This is a genomic window from Acinetobacter sp. YH12142 (genome assembly GCF_013418435.1).
GTDB classification, from domain to species: Bacteria; Pseudomonadota; Gammaproteobacteria; order Pseudomonadales; family Moraxellaceae; genus Acinetobacter; species Acinetobacter amyesii.
On the sequence record NZ_VPCB01000001.1, the window covers coordinates 292,694 to 310,735 of the forward strand.

An 18,042-nucleotide genomic window follows, 5' to 3' on the forward strand; every position below is an offset into this window, starting at 1 on the left:
AGACGCAACTGCGCTGATAGAAATTTTGGAAAATTAGAGCATTACAATGCCTGCATATCAGTTTACTGCCATAGACGCTTCAGGGAAGCAGCAGAAGGGTGTACTTGAGGGTGATTCTGCGCGTCAAATTCGTCAACAGCTCAGAGATCAGTCACTCATTCCAGTTGCTGTCGATCCGATAGAGCAAAAAGACAAACACGCGCAGCAGCGCTGGTTTCAAAAAGGGCTGAATGCCTATGACTTGGCTTTATTGACTCGCCAACTTTCAGTTTTGGTTGCCGCTGCAATACCATTAGAAGAAGCGATTCGTGCTGTGGGAAAACAAAACGAAAAAGCCCATGTGCAAAACCTGTTGATGTCGGTGCGTTCTAAAGTTTTGGAAGGACATTCTTTAGCCAACGCACTACAACAAGCGGGACGCTTTCCTGAACTGTATATTGCCACGATTGCAGCAGGTGAGCGTTCAGGTCATCTCGATCTCATTCTCGACCAACTTGCTGATTACACCGAAAACCGCTTCGCCATGCAAAAAAAAGTGCAGGGTGCGATGATTTATCCCATCATCCTGATGTTAATGTCTTTCGGTATTGTGATGGGACTCATGACCTATGTGGTCCCAGATATTGTCAAAACCTTTGACCAAAGCAAAGATGCCTTGCCGTGGATAACGGTCGCTTTAATGAAAGCCAGTGATTTTATTCGAATGGCCTGGCCATTTTTATTGGTCGGTAGCGTAGTTTCGATTTTTCTCTTGGTTCGATTCCTCAGAACAGCGGCGGGACATTATGCCTTTGACCGATTGACCTTGAAATTACCGTTATTTTCCAAACTGTCTAAAGGCATTAATGCCGCTCGTTTTGCCAGTACCTTGTCGATTTTAACCAAGTCTGGCGTGCCTTTGGTCGATGCTTTAAAAATTGGCGCAGCGGTCAGTAATAATTGGGTGATTCGAGATTCGGTCAACCTTGCGGCAGAGAAAGTAACAGAAGGTGGTAATTTAGCAACACAGCTTGAGCGAAGTGGTTATTTCCCACCGATGATGGTACAAATGATCAAAAGTGGTGAAAGTTCAGGCGAATTAGATCGGATGCTCGAACGTGCGTCGACGATGCAAGACCGAGAAGTGACGACTTTAATTTCAACTTTATTGGCGTTGCTTGAACCGCTGATGTTGGTATTTATGGCGAGCATTGTACTGGTGATCGTGATTGCTGTGATGCTGCCAATCGTGAATATGAATAATATGATTTAAGACATTCGAACAATGATGTGAACAGAGATTTGTAACATGCAAGTGAAGACAAAAAATATGAAGCAACAAGGTTTTACTTTAATTGAAGTGATGGTGGTCATTGTCATTTTAGGTGTTTTGGCAGCGCTGATTGTACCGAACGTGATGGGCCGTGGTGAAAAAGCCAAAGTCGATACTACGGCGATTACTTTAAAAAGTGTCGCTGGCTCATTAGATCAATACAAAATGGACAATGGTAAATTCCCTTCAATGCAAGACGGCGGATTAAATGCTTTGGTCACTAAACCTGAGTCTGCTAAAAACTGGTTGCCAGGTGGCTACATCAAAGGTGGCTATCCAAAAGACAGTTGGGACAATGACATTCAATATGTGATTCCCGGTTCTGAAGGCCGTCCTTATGATCTTTATTCATTTGGTGCGGACGGTCAGTCTGGTGGTGAAGAAAATGATGCTGATATTTACTATAAACACTAACTGAGAATAATTATAAATTCAGTTTTAATGGAATTAATCACTTCACTTAATAGGGTGTTTCAATATTGAGTGAAGTGATAATAAATCTTAATTATAAAATTAATATTAAGTTATTGAATTTAATTTAAATTACATAATGCAAAATATGTGATATTTATAATAAGAATTATTCCCAATTTTATTGATTACAATAATCGCAAAATATGAATAAATATAGGCTTTTCATTTAAATAAAACCGCGCATAATATCTTTTATGGTACTTTTTTAGCCATGGAGGATAGCATGAAAGCATTATTATTAACGGATGAAATTAACCAATTTCATTGGTCTATGCTGAAATCTGTTCTTTTGATTTTAAGTATTCTGCCGATCAGTCAAGGCATTGTGTATTTATGGCAAAGCACTGAGGGCAGTAGCCAAATTATGGTGGGCTTCTTTGCCATGAGCTTAATGAGTTCATTACTGGCTTTAAGTTTTTGGTCTGCATTAAAAGCGACTGTGGCAAATTTAAAACAAGAACATGCATCTGCCATCGAACATATGGTTGTTCGTCTTTATCGATATATTCCAATGGTATCTTTAGCTGCCATGCTTTCCTATTTAGTTACGCAGTTATAACCCCAAAATTAACCTTCCAAACTGGAGCTTGCTCCAGTTTTTTTATGTCTCATGCTAATGAATAGTTAGCCTACATCAAAGCGTACATTAATGTGATACGTGTTCTAAGATGACCTTACTTTGTCCGTTTAGACGCATCGAATGTCTGTTTCACATATCGTCAGCCTGAATGAAATTTTTATAATGCATAGATAGCCAGATGAAGTACAACAAAGAAAAGAAAGAGGGAAAAATGCAACAGATCGATTGGCAAGATTTTATGAAAGTTGAATTACGTGTAGGGAAAATTGTGCAGGCTGAAGTCTTTGAGCAAGCACGTAAACCCGCGTACATTCTCCATGTGGATTTTGGAGAGGAACTGGGCATTAAAAAGTCCAGTGCACAAATTACACAGCTGTATCAGCCGGAAAATCTAGTGGGAAAATTGGTCGTTGCCGTCGTGAATTTTCCAAAAAAACAAATTGGGCCGATCCAGTCAGAGTGTTTGGTCACAGGTTTTCATAATGCAGAGGGGCATGTTGCTCTTTGTGTGCCTGATGCAGAGATTCCCCTCGGCACTAAGTTGCTTTGAAAAAGTAAGATGAGCTGGCACGTTGAACGTTTATCAATAAAAAACCGAGCCAAAGCTCGGTTTTTTGATCTTTTGTAGCAGAATTAACGGCGTGATTTAAAAGAAATATCAACTTTACGCGGGCGATAAATCCAACCGAGAACCAATAGCAAGAATGAGAAAATCAACACAGGCCAATCACTTAAGCGAGTGTAAAGCGTTTCGCCTTGCATGGCAGGTAAATCACCACGCAGTACTGCATCTTTATCCATCGGTGCCTGTTTCACAATGTGACCATTATGATCAATAAAGGCGGTAATCCCCGTATTGGTTGCACGAATAAACCAACGGCCATTTTCTTTGGCACGCATTTGAACCATTTGTAGGTGCTGATGCGGGCTCGCTGTTCCAGTAAACCATGCATCATTGGAAATAGTCACTAAGTAGTCACTTTGACTGGCATTACGACGGGTTAAGTTGGGATAAGCCACTTCATAGCAAATCGCCGCACCTAAATCATGACCTTTAACATTCAAAGGCTTTTGGTTGTTTGCACCACGTGAAAAGCCACTCATCGACGGGTCATTTTGTAGGGCAGGCAGTACCCAACTTAGCATCCCTGAAAGCGGAATGTATTCACCAAAGGGAACTAGACGTTGCTTCTTGTATAGGCCAAAAGACTCATCACCAGTTGCCATGATGGTGTTGTAATACATAGGGTGTTGGTTTTGCTGTGATTCTGCCAAATCCCAATAGGGAATACCTGTCACCCAAGCCGTACCTGTTTTATTGGCTTGGACTTTCATCGCATCCAAAAACGGCTCAATATCGGTTTGGAACATTGGAATGGAGGATTCTGGCCAAACAATGACATCACGGCCCCATTCTGTCCGACTTAATGATGCATATTTCATTAAGGTTTGAGCTTGGTATTCTGTTAACCATTTTAAATCTTGTGGAATATTGCCTTGAATTAAGGAAACACTCAGCGGTTTTTCATTTTTAGGCTGAACAAATTGCAGTTGTGCTGCACCCCATGCGCCGAGCAAAACAAGGACAGAGGGAACAATCCAAAAGATGCGTTTACGCAGGATTTCAACCAAGGCACAGGCCAATACAATGACCGCAAAAGATACCCCAAAGATCCCGAATAATGGCGCATAGCCATCGAGGAATCGTTCAGTAAATGCATAACCTGCAAAAAGCCATGGAAAACCGGTAAAGACCCAAGTTTTACTCCACTCGAAAAACACCCACAGTGGCGCAAAGGTCAGTGGGGTTTCTGGAAAGAAGCGGCGGTAGAGCCAACTCTGAACTGCGGTAAACAGCCCCATCACAATCGCCATAATGGCAATCATCAAAACACTGAGTGCTGAATTGGTATCACCATAGACATGGATCGAGGTATACAGCCAAAAAGCCCCGACAAACCATAAGCCGAAGCCATAAGCTAGACCAATGAAAAACGATTGTTTAGGTGCACGTTGACTTAGGCAGGCATACAACAGGGCTGGAGATAAAATTGCCAACCACCAATAATGATAAGGTGCCAGCGACAAGCTGAAGATGGCACCTGAAAATAATGCAATCAGCAAAGGATAGATGAAAGGTAGCTGTTTTTTTTGTTGTGAGTGGTTTAGCAGCTTATCAAAGTAGGTTCTCATTTACGGACAGCTCGGATCAGATGAATGGTACGTGCATCTGCCTCCAAAATGGTAAACTCCCAGTTTTCAAGTTCAATCACTTGACCTTGTAAATCACTGACCAAGCCCATTTCTTGTAGCAGTAAGCCGCCCACAGTTTCTACTTCATCATCTGAAAAATCAGCATCTAAAAGATTGTTAAAGTGTTCAATTGGTGTAAGTGCTTGAACCAACCATGTATTTGCACTTAGTGGGTCTTCATCTGGAATGATAAATTGAGCTTCTTCATCGACTTTGTCGTGTTCATCTTCAATTTCACCCACAATTTCTTCAAGAATGTCCTCTAAAGTGACTAAGCCTGAAGTTGTGCCATATTCATCAATCACTACAGCGATATGGGTTTGGGTATTTTTCAACATACGTAAAACTTGGTCAGAACGCGCGCTCTCGGGTACAAATAAGGGTTGACGCATTAATGCACGAATATCGACTTTGGTGGTCGGTTCTGTCAAAAATGGCAACAAATCTTTGGCCAACAAAATACCGACAACATTGTCTGGCTGGTCTGAGGAAAAGACTGGGAAACGTGAGTGTGCAGATTCAACAAGTACATGCAAAATATCTAATAGCTCATCATCTTCTTGCAAGCTGATCATCGCAGTACGGGGGGTCATGACCTCGCGGATTTTAGTTGCAGGTAAGTCGAGTACCCCTTCGAGCATGGCAACTGTATCGGGTTCTAAGAAGCGACGTGAATCTTGTACCAATTTCAACAGTTCGTCACGGGTTTCTGGTGCAGTGCCCAGCCATTTACGTAAGCCGCGCATGCCCCACGACGGGCCGGATTCCTCTTGCATGATCTTTCCTAAAGACTCTTAATATCTAATAAATGATGATTTTATCATACCGTAGAAAATACAGTTGTCTATTGTTAATGTTGATCTAGATGATGAGCGATCAAGTCATTTTAAGACGTTATCATCTGCATTTTTCAAGCTAACATTCGGTCGTTAGGATTATGCTAAAATAGCGTTAGATTTTAATGCTGAGTTTTCTAATGTCTGAGCCTTCTGTGCCCCCATCAATTCAATTAAACACCCGTGGCTTACGTTGCCCTGAGCCTGTGATGATGTTGCATCAAGCCATTCGTAAATCAAAATCGGGTGATATTGTTGAGGTTTTTGCAACAGATAATTCGACCTCTTGGGATATTCCGAAATTTTGTATGCATTTAGGTCATGAGCTTTTGCTTCAAGAAGAACGTCTTGATGAAAATGGAAATAAAGAATTCCATTATTTGGTTCAGAAAGGTTAATTTAAGAGATTGTAAAAAATAATAATTATTAAGATGTTACATTTTTATTAATAAAATAGGCTGGTCAAGTCTGATGGCTAGCCTATATCATTCGCAGCATAATTATACAAAGTTTAAAAAACAGACTTTTAAAATGTTAAATTCGATTGCTCTTATACTTGAAAAATTAGGCTTATCCGCCCAAAAACGTGCCATTCATTTGCAATTTTCCAATCCTGCGTTGAATGAAGAGCTTTTTATTCAACGTATTGATGGGGAGCATGTCTTAAACCAAGGCCTGCAAGCGACTTTGATTTGCCTATCTACTAATGCACTTATTCCACTAAAACAATTTATTGGCGTACAAGTCGCCGTTGATCAAGTGACCGATCAGGGCGAACTCTTCCGCACCACGGGTATTATTACCGAAGCCACCCAAGGCCAGAGTGACGGTTCACTCACGCTGTATAAACTCACTTTAGAAGATGCAACATCGCTGTGGCATAAACGCAGGAACAGCCGTGTGTTTATGAACAAATCTGTTCGCGATGTCAGTGAAACTCTCTTTAAAGAATGGCAAAGCAAAAGTCCGCTCTTTGCTGCCAGTCTAACGCTAGATCTAAGCGGTTTAAGTCAGAACTATGATGTACGACCTTTCATCATGCAGTCGAATGAAAGCGATTATGACTTTTTAACGCGTCTTTGGCGCAGTGAAGGCATCAATTGGCTCATCGATGAAGCGCAGCTGAAAGCACCACATTCCTCAGCGCCAATTGAAAAACAAAAACTCCGCCTGATTGATGACAATAGCCAATATCAAGCACTCAGCCGTCGTAGTATCCGCTTTCATCGTTCTAGCGCCACTGAAAAACAAGACAGCATCACCAGCTTGATTGGTGAACGTAGCATTCAGCCGACTGCGGTACACGTACAGCGCTGGCAAGCCGATGGACTCAGCCAAGAAGAAGGCGCAGGTTCAGTTCAAAGCAAACATCAGCATAGCCAAAGCCAAGACAATGCTAGCTTAAGTCTCGAACAAGCATGGCATATCAGCCCTGCATGGATGCAAGATTTAAAAGGTGAAGACCAAGCTACCGCTTCATCCAACAGTCAAATTGAAAAATTGAATCAAAACCTAACGCGCTATCATGAGCTACAATCGAAAAAATTCAATGCACAATCGACTGTGCGTGATACACAAGTCGGTTATTGGTTTGAACTGAATGAACACCCTGAAATTGATCAACACAGTGGTGCAGACAAACAATTTTTAATCACAGAAAAGAAATTCTATAACCAAAATAACTTACCCAAAGATCTCACTGAACAGGTCAATCAACTGATTGAACAAAGCCAGTGGAATATTAAACCCATCCATGAACAGGCCGAGCGTCAGGCCAATCAGCTCACATTGCAACGCCGCAATATTGCGACCGTTCCTGAATATAACCCACTCGAACACCGTCCAAGCACCCATCCGCAACGCGCCAAAGTCGTTGGGCCAAGCGGTGAAGAAATACATGTCGATGAATGGGGGCGTATCAAAGTCCGCTTCTTATTTACCCGTGGTGATGACCACAGCCATGATGGCGGTGCAGGCAGTAATGACAATGATACGGATTCTGCATGGGTAGATGTGCTTACCCCATGGGCCGGTGAAGGCTATGGTGCACGTTTCTTACCACGTATTAATGAAATCGTGGTCATCGATTTCTTTGACGGCAATATCGACCGACCATTTGTGGTGGGGCGCATACATGAAGCAAAGCGCAGTCCAACCCAATTTGATAGTAAAGGCAAACTACCTGAGACCAAAAAACTGGCTGGAATAAAAAGTAAGGAAGTCCAAGGTGAAGGCTTTGGACAACTTCGCTTTGATGACACGACTGGACAAATCTCAACACAATTACAAAGTACCCATGGCGCCACTCAGCTCAACCTAGGGAACCTCAGTCATCCCAAAGAAACCGCAGAAAGTGAGGGAAGAGGCGAAGGCTTTGAACTGAGAACCGACCAATGGGGTGCAGTGCGTGCAGGACAGGGGCTACTTGTTAGTACACACCCACAACAACAAGCAGCAGCAATGCACCTCGACGCACAAGCGGCGAAAGAACAAATCGAAGCCAACTTAAACAGCAGTAAAGCCTTAAGTGAAGTGGCGAAAAACCAGCAAACTGACCCGCTTGAAGTCTTAGATAATCTGAAAAACTTCCTTGGCCAAATCGAAAAAGGCAGTAAAGAAAAAGCTGATGCCTTTAAACAAGCCTTAATGATTTTATCTGCACCAAACTCCATTGCTGTGAGTAGTCAGGAAGATATTCATCTTTCAGCGGATGGGCAGATCAGCCAAAGTGCAGGCGATAGCATCAACCTCAGTAGCCAAAAATCCTTGATTGCCCATGCACAAAACAAGATCAGTCTATTTGCAGCACAAGAAGGCTTAAGAGCTTATGCTGGTAAAGGCAAAGTTGAAATCCAAGCGCAAGGAGATGGGGCGGATCTGATTGCACGAAAGGGTATTCAAATTATTTCTACGGAAGATAAAGTTGAAATCAAAGCGAGCAAAAAAATTGTTTTAGTTGCTGGTGGTAGTCAGATTGAAATTAGTAGTGCGGGTGTATTACCGACAACTAGCGGTAAGTTTGAAGTTAAGGCAGGGCAGCATCAGTTTGTGGGGCCTCAACAAGTAAATGTTCCAATCACAACCTTGCCAAATGAACTGAAAAGCTTCAGTCAACAAATTAAGGTCATAGATCATACTCAAAAAATAATGCCAAATGAAAAATATGTGATTGTAAAACCAAATGGAGAATACTTGGCTGGAATAAGTGACATTAACGCAATGACAAAACGTATTTTTACTCAGCAGAAGGAAAAATTAAGAATTTTGGTTGGTCAAGATGCTGAAGATTTTTTAAAGGATAATAATTAAATGAGTCAAATGGTTGATACACAAGAAGGAAAGCCTGAAACTGAAATTAAAATTGATAATTATTCTTTGTTGGTTGGATTTGAAGCAAATTTAGCAGAAATAGCTTTTGTTGAACGCAAAGTAGGTATTTTAAAAAATAAAGTTGAAAAAGTTCAAATTTTGCAAGGGGAGGGTAGTGATTATGGCCATGCTTTCTTTTACATAACCAAAAATAATGTTGTGGAGGCCTTTTTTAGTTTTGGCCCAACAGAAGAGTTGGGAGATATAGAATATAAAAAAGGTGAAGAAGAGATAGACGGAAATGAAAAAATTTATGCAAATGGATACGTAAATAAAAGGCCAAGTACAACTTCTTATTTAATTTATGAAGTTGTTCAAATATTTAAAATAAATATCACGGAAAAAAAATTTCATAAAATTAAACAAAAAGTAGCAAAAGTTGAAGCGGCAGTGCTTAAAGGAAAACCTTATAATGTAATTTTGAATGATACCTGTGCTGAAGAAGCAGAAGATATTTTAGATGATGTCATTGATGACTTGCCAAATGGAAAAGGATACATTGAAATTGATGGAAAAATTCCCCCTTTTAGGGTGGTAAATCCATATATGTGGTGTAGTCAATTTTATAAAAAATATGGAGATAATGCTTACATTTATCCTGAATATCCCGAGGATGGTAAAGGTGTCGATTTATTTGATGCTGATGGTGAGCATGATTTCAGTGTATCATCGTGGAAGTTGGAAAATGGTCAACTTGATCCTTTGTTTGAGAATGGCTATTACGAAAATTAATTTCAAATCATACTTGTAAGGGATATGGAATGCGTATTTTTTTACTAGTAATCGTATGGGTAAGTACTAGTTTTTTCGGCTGTTATGCAAATAATAGTGTTAATGATAAGTCGATAAATGGATTGAATATGAATAATGAATTTATTTCAAAAAATAATATTAATTACCAATTATTAATTGAAAGAATTATTTTTTGTGTAAAAAATGGAGATTTTAATAAATCAGATTTAATGCTTGGTAAGTTAGAAATTTTAGCCCACAAAAATAATAACTTTAAGAAGGAGCAAGGAGTATATTTTAATATCCCGAACTTTCCAGACTTGCAAGTTAATTTAATTAAAAATGTTGGTGATTCTGAATGGAGTGTTATTAAATTACATAGTAAAAATGTATTTTATACTAAATTTATCCCAAATTTTAATGACAATTTTTTTGAAAATAATAATTCTTTAAATTTTAAGAAAATTGATTTTGACTCAAGATTAAGTAATTATAGGTATATATATTCTTATGAGGGATTGTTTGATGTTATATTTATTGTAAAATCTGAACAATATAGAAAACAGAAGTATCCTAATAACTTTCAAGCGTTTGAAATAAGAAGGTAGTTGATTTTTTTATAATAATTTAAAATTAACCCGCCTAAGCGGGTTTGTTGTCTCAAGCAAACTCAATATTTTATAGGCTTATAAGTTTATTAAATAAAGATATTGGGTTTAAAGCTATCATTTTAAATTTTTGGTGAAATTAAATTACTTGTTTTAAAAAAATAATACTTAAATATAGATGGGCTTTGTTGCACAAAGATTTCATAACTATATGATTTTAAAGGTTTTGATTATTTTTTGATCCAAAATTAAATTTATTTAAATCAGATGCTTACATATTTATGCAACAAAGCCTTTTAGGCTTAGTGAAATTATTTCTTTTAATTATTTATAAAATATCTAAATCTAATGAATATAAAATGACACATTGATAATTATTTAAAATAAACTAATTATGAAATTAATTTTTTATAGGAATTATTTTTTTTGTAATAATATTTATTTAAAGAGTGTGATTGTATATTAAAAAATAAACCCGCATTAAGCGGGTTTATTTCAATCTCAAAAGAGATTACATATTAGGATAATTAGGACCACCACCACCCTCAGGTGTTACCCAAGTAATGTTTTGAGATGGATCTTTAATATCACACGTCTTACAGTGAACACAGTTTGCCGCGTTAATTTGGAAACGCTTAGAACCGTCGTTTTCTTCCATAATTTCATAAACACCAGCAGGGCAGTAGCGCTGAGCAGGCTCATCCCATTTTGGTAAGTTCACATTTACAGGAATAGAAGCATCTGTCAGTTTTAAATGCGCAGGCTGATTTTCTTCATGTACCGTATTTGATACGAATACTGAAGACAAACGGTCAAATGTAATTTTACCATCTGGTTTTGGATAATTCGGTTTGAAGTTCGCAGCATCGACAGTTTTTAAAGCGCTGAAGTCGGGCTGTAAGTCATGTAGTGTAAATGGCACTTTAAAGATGTTTTGATCAACAAAGTTGAACGCACCACCCATCCATTGACCAAACTTATGCATAGCAGGGCCGAAGTTACGAGAGTTATATAACTCTTCTTTCAACCAACTGTTGTTAAACTTGTCAGTATACGCAGTTAACTCTTTAGTGAAGAAGTCTTCACCTTCAGTCACACGTGCAATGGCAAGGTCACCACCTTTTTCCACACCCGCAGCAATCGCTTCAAATACAGCTTCACCGCACAGCATACCTGATTTCATTGCTGTATGAGAGCCTTTGATTTTCGCAAAGTTTAGGAAACCTGCGTCATCACCAATTAAGCTACCACCAGGGAAAGTGAATTTAGGTAATGAGTTGAAACCACCTTTTACAACCGCACGTGCGCCATAAGAAATACGTTTACCACCTTCAAGATATTGCTTGATCAGTGGATGTGTTTTCCAACGCTGCATTTCCATAAATGGATACATGTGTGGATTTGTGTATGACAAGTCAACAATCATACCCAACGTCACTTGGTTGTTTTCAGCGTGGTATAACCACCAACCACCTGAAGAACCTGTTTCGCTTAAAGGCCAACCTGCACCGTGCATCACCAAACCTGGTTTGTGCTTAGCAGGATCGATTTCCCAAAGTTCTTTAATACCAATACCGTAATGTTGCGGATCAGCATCTTTATCTAAGTTGAACTGAGCAATCAGACGTTTACCTAAATGACCACGACAGCCTTCAGCAAATAATGTGTATTTCGCATGAAGTTCATAGCCAGGGGTAAAGTTGTGCGTTGGTTCGCCATCTTTACCAATACCCATGTCGCCAGTCTGAATACCTTTCACAGTCCCGTCTTCATGGTAAAGGATTTCAGAAGCGGCAAAACCTGGGAAAATAGACACTTCTAATTCTTCAGCTTTAGCGCCCAACCAACGAACAACGTTACCTAACGAAATAACATAGTTGCCATCGTTATGCATGGTTTTAGGCACCATCCAATGCGGTGCTTCTTGTGATTTTTCATCAGACAATAAGAAGAAGGTTTTATCTTCAGTCACAGGCACATTTAACGGTGCGCCTTGTTCTTTCCAATCTGGGAACAATTCATTCATCGCGCGGGGTTCAAGCACAGCACCCGATAGAATATGCGCACCCACTTCGGAGCCCTTTTCCACGACACAAACGGACAGATCGTTTAGGTTATTTTCAATTGCAAGTTGACGAATTTTAATCGCAGCAGATAGGCCGGCAGGACCTGCACCGACGATAACTACGTCAAACTCCATCGATTCACGTTCGATGTGTTCCATGTAGGACTCCTCATATTTCGGAAGGTGGCATCCATTCAATTCATTTAAATGGTGCTGCCATGAGTGTTCTTAATGCCCAGACACAATTTTTCTATCGTGTCTTTGATATTGTGGGCTAGTATAGTTTTAAACCGAGTTCTAGCCAATTGGCTGAATCATATTATTTTTCCGTCACTAAGGTATTTATTAGGCGGATGAAGCAGCAATTGAACGAAAACCCGACGAAAAAATTCATTAATAGGGATGATAGAAATTTAATGAACATTGCACAATACTTAAAAGATGGACAGTCCGGTCACAAAAGGTCAATCCCTCCATTAGATCAATGGCATCCAAAGCATTGTGGTGCAATGGATTTGAAGGTTTTAGCCAATGGAGAATGGTGGCACGATGGTCAATTGATCAAGCGGCAAGCACTCATTGATCTGTTCTCAACCGTGCTTTGGAAAGAAGATGGGAAATTCTATTTAAAAACCCCTGTGGAACAAATTGAAATACAGGTGGAAGATGAGCCTTTATTTGTCAATCAGGTGGATCACGTTGAGATTGACGCTAAAAACTATATTCAATTCACCACAACCACCCAAGACCTGATTATTGTTGATCAGGAACATCCGATTTTTATGCGTGAATATCAGGGTGAACTACGTCCTTATGTGCATGTTCGTTTTGGTATAAATGCCTTAATTCAACGTGCTGCATTTTTTCATTTAGTCGAGATGGGTGAGCTGCTTGAAAATGAGCAAGGGGAGTCCATTTTAGTGTTACAAAGTGGTGATTTGCACTTGCAATTAGGCACCTGAGGTTTAAGCTTTCCACCTTGTCATTCTGAATCTAAATTAAAGTGACCCTATGACCGCCATTCATCCCATTTACCCCTTAAATGTACCCATGCCAAAAGCGACTGCTGATGCGCCTATTGGGGTATTTGACTCAGGTATTGGTGGTTTGTCTGTTGCGTTGGAAATTGCACGTTATTTACCGAATGAACGGATTGTTTATTTTGCAGATACGGCACATGTCCCTTATGGCCCGCGTCAAGATCAGGACATCCGTGAACTGACTGCACATGCGATTGAGTGGTTATACCGTCAGGGGTGTAAAGTCGCGGTGGTGGCATGCAATACGGCATCGGCATTTAGTTTGGATTATTTGCGTGAACACTACGGTGAAAATTTTCCGATTATTGGCTTGGTTCCAGCCTTAAAACCTGCGGTATTACAGACCAAAAGTAAAACTGTGGCTGTCCTCGCAACGCCTGCGACTTTTCGGGGTAAATTAATCAAAGATGTCATGCAGCGATTTGCTGAACCTGCAGGGGTGCAAGTTTTGTCAGTGACTTCTTTGGAATTGGTGCCCTTTGTTGAAGCGGGGGCGCAAATGACTGAGCCTTGCCTGCAGACATTAACTGAGATATTACAGCCAGTTGTAGATGCAGGTGCAGATTATTTAGTGCTTGGATGTACGCATTACCCCTTCCTAAAATCGGCAATTCAGTATATTTTTGGTCAGAAGCTGACATTAATTGACTCAGGATTTGCGGTTGCACGACAAACAGCCCAAATTTTGATTAAAAATGAGTTATTATTTGAGCATAACCGCCAAGATTCACTGCGTATCGAATGTTATGTCAGTGGAAATAATGCGGAAAACTTAACACCTGTGGTAGCACGCTTAATTCAAGATGATCAAATCACTTGGAAAATCTGCAATATTCAGGCGGCAAGTTTAGAATTTTAATCATTGTGATTGAACGATTTTAGATAAAACAATTTAAATCTATTTGGGGTAGTCATGCTGTATGTTTCAGCAACCACTTTTTTGAGTGCTGGATATAGCGTGCAACGGGAAGAGGATCTCTAATGCTCGATAAGCGTTATCAAGTATTCATTTCCACATCTGGCAGTGAAATGCAGCCAGAACGGATCATTTTGGCTCAGACGCTTGTAGGGATGGGTTTTTTCTCTTGGGGGTTGGAACAGCGCACACCATTAAGTACGGCTTTTGCGCGTCGTCAAATTGATGACTGTGATTATGTGGTGATCTTACTGGGTAGTCAGTATGGCGAGCAGTCTGTTTCAGGTGTGGGTTATATGCACCTTGAATATATTTATGCAGTGACGAAACAAAAGCCGGTCATTGTGTTTATGCATGAAGATCCAAATTCACGTGATCTTTCTTTGCATGATGAAAAGCCTGAGCTACGTGAAAAATTCAAAGACTTTCGTAAGCTATTGCAAAATGAAGTGGATCAAGTCTTTAGCTATCGAACCTTGCGTGATTTAGAAATGGCAGTGCGATTGAACATGCCGCAAATGCTAGAGCGCTATCCTGTTTCAGGTTGGGTTCGTCCGCAAAATACCCAAGCTTTGCATGATGAAATTGATCGCTTAAAAGCCCAGTTAGTTCAACTCGAAACAGAATCAGGAAAACGAGAAGTCGACCCATTCCTGAGCTTACCGAAAGTGTCTATGCATGAAGTGTTCTCTTTTGAATATCGCATGCATGCCTATCAAGACGGCAATTTTAAAGAGCTGAAAGTTCAGAAAAAAATGACGTGGGCACAGTTACTTTCGATTTTAGGTTCAACTTTTGTCAATCCGACCCCTGAAGAATTCTTCTCTAAACGCATGAATGAATTTCTAAACGAAACAGGTTTGGAAGATGCCCGCGTTGAAATGCCTCGTGCGCATGCGGTTGCTCGTGCTCAGGTGAATATTCGGGCTTTGCATAGTATCAAGAGTCAAATGCGTCAAAATGATTGGATCATTCCAAATGGACGTGATGACCGTCAACGCATGTTGTGGCAAGTGACCTCGAAAGGTCAAAAACTACTGGAAAGTAATTTGTTGGATAATGATCGGGTTTTCCAATTTAAAACTGTATATTAATCTGTTTTATAAAATAGATAAAAAGCTGCTACATTAGCGTCATTCAAATTGATGGAAAAAGTGTAATGTTGTCTGCCGAAAAAGCTAAAGTCACCATTATTCTGGCGAACTTAGGCACGCCTGATGCGCCAACTGTGCCCGCAGTGCGTCGTTTTCTGCAACAGTTTTTGTCAGATCAGCGGGTGATTGAAATTCCAAAACCGATTTGGCAATTGATTTTGCGTTTGTTCATTTTGCCATTTCGACCAAAGCGTGTGGCGCATGCCTATGAAATGGTTTGGGGCAATGATTCGCCTATGCGTGAAATATTGTTGGCGCAAGTTGACGCTGTAAAAGCACATTTAACTCAAGCGTATCCAGAATTTGAACTGAAGGTGGTTCCTGCCATGACCTATGGCAATCCAGGCATTCAAGCAGCTTTAGATCAATTGGCACAGCAGCCACAAGACCACATCGTCCTGTTTCCACTATTCCCACAATATTCAGCAACATCGACTGCACCGCTATATGATGCGATCGCACAATGGATTCCGCAGCAACGCAATTTGCCGGGCTTGAGTATTATTCGTGATTACTATCAGCACCCGCTATTTATTCAAGCTTTAGCGCAAAGTGTGCGTGATTATCAAGCGGAGCATGGGGTCGCGGATAAGTTATTGATGTCTTTTCATGGCATTCCACAGCCTTATGCAGACAAGGGTGATCCCTATGCTGACCGTTGCCGTGTAACAGGACATTTAGTCGCGCAAGCGCTTGGTTTAACTGAAGATCAATATGAAATCAGTTTCCAATCTCGCTTTGGTAAGCAAGAATGGGTGAAACCTTATACTGATGCCACTTTGGACGCATGGGGCAAACAAGGCGTGAAATCGGTACAGGTTATGAGCCCTGCATTTTCAGCGGATTGTTTGGAAACGCTAGAAGAGTTGGCGCTGCAAAATGCTGAAATTTTCCAAGCTGCAGGCGGTGGTGAATATGGTTATATTCCTGCATTAAACGCGCGGGATGATCATGTCGCATTGCTCAATTTATTACTTCAAGCTAATCTTGATGCCTTAAAGCAAACATTAGCCCATTCATCGCCTTGAGGTTTTCGCCCTATGTTGCAAGTTAAAATCGTGCCCGTTACGGCATTTCAACAAAACTGTTCCATTGTTTGGGACTCTGAGTCGAAAGAAGCGGTCTTGATTGATGCAGGGGGAGAGCCTGAAAAATTAAAAGCCGAAGTTGAAGCGCTCGGTTTAACGGTCAAAGCCTTGTGGTTAACGCATGGCCATTTAGACCATGCAGGTGCGGTTGGGGCATTAACCCAAGCTTGGAATGTTCCAGTGATTGGCCCGCATAAAGAAGATGCGTTTTGGTTGGACATGATTCAGGAGGTTTCTGCGAAATACGGTTTCCCGATCCCTGACAATGTCCATGTGACCCAATGGTTGGAAGGCGGCGAAACCTTGAAGCTGGGTGCAGAAGAGTTTGAAGTTCGTTTTGCACCGGGGCATACACCAGGTCATGTCATGTTCTATAACGCAAAATATGCCGTGCTTTGGACGGGGGATGTGTTATTTAAAGGCTCGATAGGCCGGACAGATTTTCCACGCGGTAACCATCAACAATTACTCGACTCCATTCAGCGTGAATGTTTTAGCTTGCCGGATGACACGCAGTTTATTTCAGGGCATGGTCCAATGAGTACCATTGGTTATGAAAAACAACATAATCCTTTCGTTGCTGGTAAAGCGGGTTAAGCAACTAGATTGAGAAACTTAAATTAACAAAACAGGAATCCAAACGGATTCCTGTTTTATTTACCTAAATAATAGGGTTATGCACTTGAGTCCTTAGAATTGGTCTTCTTCACGGCCACCATCGGCCTGAGGTGCATCTTGTGTCGGCAGACGATATTCATCATTGGCCCATGCACCGAGATCAATCAATTTACAACGATCTGAGCAAAACGGGCGATATTCATTATTTTCCCAAGTCGTCAATGCGCCGCAGCGTGGACAATTCATGGTGGTGGGCATGCTTAACTCCAGCAAAAACGGATGATTCAATTAGGCAAATACAGTCGCAGTTGTTAGACTTATGCCGTTCTGTTTAGTTTGATCTGTTTATGCCTATTCGTCAATTTCAAGCGCAGCGTATGCGAGCTCCCCGTGATTTTCAGCCGATTGATTCCACGCCGATTTGTGTGGAAATTGGGGCTGGTAAAGGTAAACATGCATTATTGTTTTCAGCCAATCACCCTGAATTTCAATTGATTGCTGTTGAGCGGACACGTGAAAAATTTGTGGCAATGCAAAAGCAGCATCAACTTGAAGGGCAAAGCAATTTAGCTCCAATTCATGCTGATGCATTGCCTTGGGTAGTACATGCCTTACATCCTGCGCAAGTACAGCAATTCTTTATTTTGTATCCAAACCCTGAACCGCATAATCCTGCACAGCGCTGGTTAAATATGCCGTTTTTTGAATTTTTATTGTCGCGTTTGCAGCCGGGTGGTCAGATTACCTTGGCCAGTAATATTCCTGAATATATTGAGGAAGCGCAGCAGCAGTTAATCGATGTTTGGAAGCTACCTTTTGTCAAAGAACGCATTGCAGAGACTTCAGCACGTACACACTTTGAGATTAAATATCTAGAACGTGGTGAGTTGTGCCAACAATTATTGGTGACTAAACCCGCTGGCTATACCACACGTTTTGATGATTTTCAGCCGCTACAAGGCAAGCAACCCACCGAAGCATCTGCGGAATAATTGGG

Annotated in this window: 18 protein-coding genes; 14 read left to right on the forward strand and 4 right to left on the reverse strand. The window is 40.7% G+C overall.

Features of this window, described 5'->3' with window-relative positions:
• The first annotated feature begins 46 nt into the window (after positions 1-46).
• From gspF to FTU77_RS01415, 4 genes are all read left to right on the forward strand, one after another.
• Complete coding sequence (gene gspF / locus FTU77_RS01400; protein WP_078189785.1) at positions 47-1,252, forward strand: type II secretion system inner membrane protein GspF; 1,206 nt, start codon at positions 47-49, stop codon at positions 1,250-1,252.
• Between the two features lie 36 nt (positions 1,253-1,288).
• A complete protein-coding gene (gene gspG, locus FTU77_RS01405) occupies positions 1,289-1,726 on the forward strand; it encodes a type II secretion system major pseudopilin GspG (RefSeq protein WP_078189784.1) in 438 nt (145 codons plus the stop codon).
• 283 nt (positions 1,727-2,009) lie between these two features.
• Positions 2,010-2,345: a hypothetical protein gene (locus FTU77_RS01410; RefSeq protein ID WP_180054286.1), complete on the forward strand. Its 336-nt coding sequence runs from the start codon at positions 2,010-2,012 to the stop codon at positions 2,343-2,345.
• A 232-nt stretch (positions 2,346-2,577) separates the two neighbouring features.
• Complete coding sequence (locus FTU77_RS01415) at positions 2,578-2,916, forward strand: tRNA-binding protein (protein WP_180054358.1); 339 nt, start codon at positions 2,578-2,580, stop codon at positions 2,914-2,916.
• Positions 2,917-2,999: 83 nt separating this feature from the next.
• Here the strand turns inward: FTU77_RS01415 and lnt are convergent, their stop codons facing one another.
• Both lnt and FTU77_RS01425 read right to left on the reverse strand, forming a co-directional pair.
• Positions 3,000-4,559, reverse strand: a complete 1,560-nt coding sequence (lnt, locus tag FTU77_RS01420; RefSeq protein WP_180054288.1) for an apolipoprotein N-acyltransferase — start codon at positions 4,557-4,559, stop codon at positions 3,000-3,002.
• A complete protein-coding gene (locus FTU77_RS01425; RefSeq protein WP_078189781.1) occupies positions 4,556-5,395 on the reverse strand; it encodes an HlyC/CorC family transporter in 840 nt (279 codons plus the stop codon). Before FTU77_RS01425 ends, lnt begins: the two co-directional genes overlap by 4 nt.
• A gap of 200 nt (positions 5,396-5,595) precedes the next feature.
• On the opposite strand from FTU77_RS01425, the gene tusA reads away from it, so the two are divergent.
• The 4 genes from tusA (at position 5,596) to FTU77_RS01445 (ending at position 10,164) form a co-directional block, all read left to right on the forward strand.
• Positions 5,596-5,853: a sulfurtransferase TusA gene (gene tusA, locus FTU77_RS01430; RefSeq protein WP_078189780.1), complete on the forward strand. Its 258-nt coding sequence runs from the start codon at positions 5,596-5,598 to the stop codon at positions 5,851-5,853.
• 133 nt (positions 5,854-5,986) lie between these two features.
• Complete coding sequence (locus FTU77_RS01435; RefSeq protein WP_180054290.1) at positions 5,987-8,764, forward strand: type VI secretion system Vgr family protein; 2,778 nt, start codon at positions 5,987-5,989, stop codon at positions 8,762-8,764.
• Positions 8,765-9,556 carry a hypothetical protein gene (locus tag FTU77_RS01440; RefSeq protein ID WP_180002896.1) on the forward strand — a complete coding sequence of 264 codons (792 nt, stop codon included), beginning with the start codon at positions 8,765-8,767 and terminating at the stop codon, positions 9,554-9,556. It begins immediately after the preceding gene.
• A gap of 128 nt (positions 9,557-9,684) precedes the next feature.
• Positions 9,685-10,164: a hypothetical protein gene (locus FTU77_RS01445; RefSeq protein ID WP_180054292.1), complete on the forward strand. Its 480-nt coding sequence runs from the start codon at positions 9,685-9,687 to the stop codon at positions 10,162-10,164.
• Between the two features lie 511 nt (positions 10,165-10,675).
• Here FTU77_RS01445 and FTU77_RS01450 read toward each other — a convergent pair.
• Positions 10,676-12,388: an electron transfer flavoprotein-ubiquinone oxidoreductase gene (locus tag FTU77_RS01450; RefSeq protein ID WP_180026642.1), complete on the reverse strand. Its 1,713-nt coding sequence runs from the start codon at positions 12,386-12,388 to the stop codon at positions 10,676-10,678.
• A gap of 194 nt (positions 12,389-12,582) precedes the next feature.
• On the opposite strand from FTU77_RS01450, the gene FTU77_RS01455 reads away from it, so the two are divergent.
• The 5 genes from FTU77_RS01455 (at position 12,583) to FTU77_RS01475 (ending at position 17,024) form a co-directional block, all read left to right on the forward strand.
• Positions 12,583-13,191: a DUF1285 domain-containing protein gene (locus tag FTU77_RS01455; RefSeq protein ID WP_168377951.1), complete on the forward strand. Its 609-nt coding sequence runs from the start codon at positions 12,583-12,585 to the stop codon at positions 13,189-13,191.
• Positions 13,192-13,240: 49 nt separating this feature from the next.
• Entirely contained in the window at positions 13,241-14,128 is an 888-nt protein-coding gene (murI, locus tag FTU77_RS01460) for a glutamate racemase (protein WP_168377950.1), read from the forward strand.
• A gap of 122 nt (positions 14,129-14,250) precedes the next feature.
• Positions 14,251-15,279, forward strand: a complete 1,029-nt coding sequence (locus FTU77_RS01465) for a DUF4062 domain-containing protein (RefSeq protein ID WP_180054294.1) — start codon at positions 14,251-14,253, stop codon at positions 15,277-15,279.
• A 65-nt stretch (positions 15,280-15,344) separates the two neighbouring features.
• Positions 15,345-16,367: a ferrochelatase gene (gene hemH / locus FTU77_RS01470; protein WP_168377948.1), complete on the forward strand. Its 1,023-nt coding sequence runs from the start codon at positions 15,345-15,347 to the stop codon at positions 16,365-16,367.
• Between the two features lie 12 nt (positions 16,368-16,379).
• Positions 16,380-17,024, forward strand: a complete 645-nt coding sequence (locus tag FTU77_RS01475) for an MBL fold metallo-hydrolase (protein WP_180054296.1) — start codon at positions 16,380-16,382, stop codon at positions 17,022-17,024.
• 93 nt (positions 17,025-17,117) lie between these two features.
• Here FTU77_RS01475 and FTU77_RS01480 read toward each other — a convergent pair whose 3' ends face one another.
• Positions 17,118-17,303, reverse strand: a complete 186-nt coding sequence (locus FTU77_RS01480; protein WP_078189771.1) for a DNA gyrase inhibitor YacG — start codon at positions 17,301-17,303, stop codon at positions 17,118-17,120.
• 83 nt (positions 17,304-17,386) lie between these two features.
• Here FTU77_RS01480 and FTU77_RS01485 point away from each other — a divergent pair, with 83 nt between their 5' ends.
• Positions 17,387-18,037, forward strand: a complete 651-nt coding sequence (locus FTU77_RS01485; RefSeq protein WP_180002966.1) for an SAM-dependent methyltransferase — start codon at positions 17,387-17,389, stop codon at positions 18,035-18,037.
• Positions 18,038-18,042 lie beyond the last annotated feature (5 nt).

Coding starts and splice junctions, on each gene's coding strand:
- gspF (WP_078189785.1), top strand. CDS start 47: ATGCCTGCATATCAGTTTACTGCCATAGACGCTTCAGGGAAGCAGCAG.
- gspG (WP_078189784.1), top strand. CDS start 1,289: ATGCAAGTGAAGACAAAAAATATGAAGCAACAAGGTTTTACTTTAATT.
- FTU77_RS01410 (WP_180054286.1), top strand. CDS start 2,010: ATGAAAGCATTATTATTAACGGATGAAATTAACCAATTTCATTGGTCT.
- FTU77_RS01415 (WP_180054358.1), top strand. CDS start 2,578: ATGCAACAGATCGATTGGCAAGATTTTATGAAAGTTGAATTACGTGTA.
- lnt (WP_180054288.1), bottom strand. CDS start 4,559: ATGAGAACCTACTTTGATAAGCTGCTAAACCACTCACAACAAAAAAAA.
- FTU77_RS01425 (WP_078189781.1), bottom strand. CDS start 5,395: ATGCAAGAGGAATCCGGCCCGTCGTGGGGCATGCGCGGCTTACGTAAA.
- tusA (WP_078189780.1), top strand. CDS start 5,596: ATGTCTGAGCCTTCTGTGCCCCCATCAATTCAATTAAACACCCGTGGC.
- FTU77_RS01435 (WP_180054290.1), top strand. CDS start 5,987: ATGTTAAATTCGATTGCTCTTATACTTGAAAAATTAGGCTTATCCGCC.
- FTU77_RS01440 (WP_180002896.1), top strand. CDS start 8,765: ATGAGTCAAATGGTTGATACACAAGAAGGAAAGCCTGAAACTGAAATT.
- FTU77_RS01445 (WP_180054292.1), top strand. CDS start 9,685: ATGAATAATGAATTTATTTCAAAAAATAATATTAATTACCAATTATTA.
- FTU77_RS01450 (WP_180026642.1), bottom strand. CDS start 12,388: ATGGAACACATCGAACGTGAATCGATGGAGTTTGACGTAGTTATCGTC.
- FTU77_RS01455 (WP_168377951.1), top strand. CDS start 12,583: ATGAAGCAGCAATTGAACGAAAACCCGACGAAAAAATTCATTAATAGG.
- murI (WP_168377950.1), top strand. CDS start 13,241: ATGACCGCCATTCATCCCATTTACCCCTTAAATGTACCCATGCCAAAA.
- FTU77_RS01465 (WP_180054294.1), top strand. CDS start 14,251: ATGCTCGATAAGCGTTATCAAGTATTCATTTCCACATCTGGCAGTGAA.
- hemH (WP_168377948.1), top strand. CDS start 15,345: ATGTTGTCTGCCGAAAAAGCTAAAGTCACCATTATTCTGGCGAACTTA.
- FTU77_RS01475 (WP_180054296.1), top strand. CDS start 16,380: ATGTTGCAAGTTAAAATCGTGCCCGTTACGGCATTTCAACAAAACTGT.
- FTU77_RS01480 (WP_078189771.1), bottom strand. CDS start 17,303: ATGCCCACCACCATGAATTGTCCACGCTGCGGCGCATTGACGACTTGG.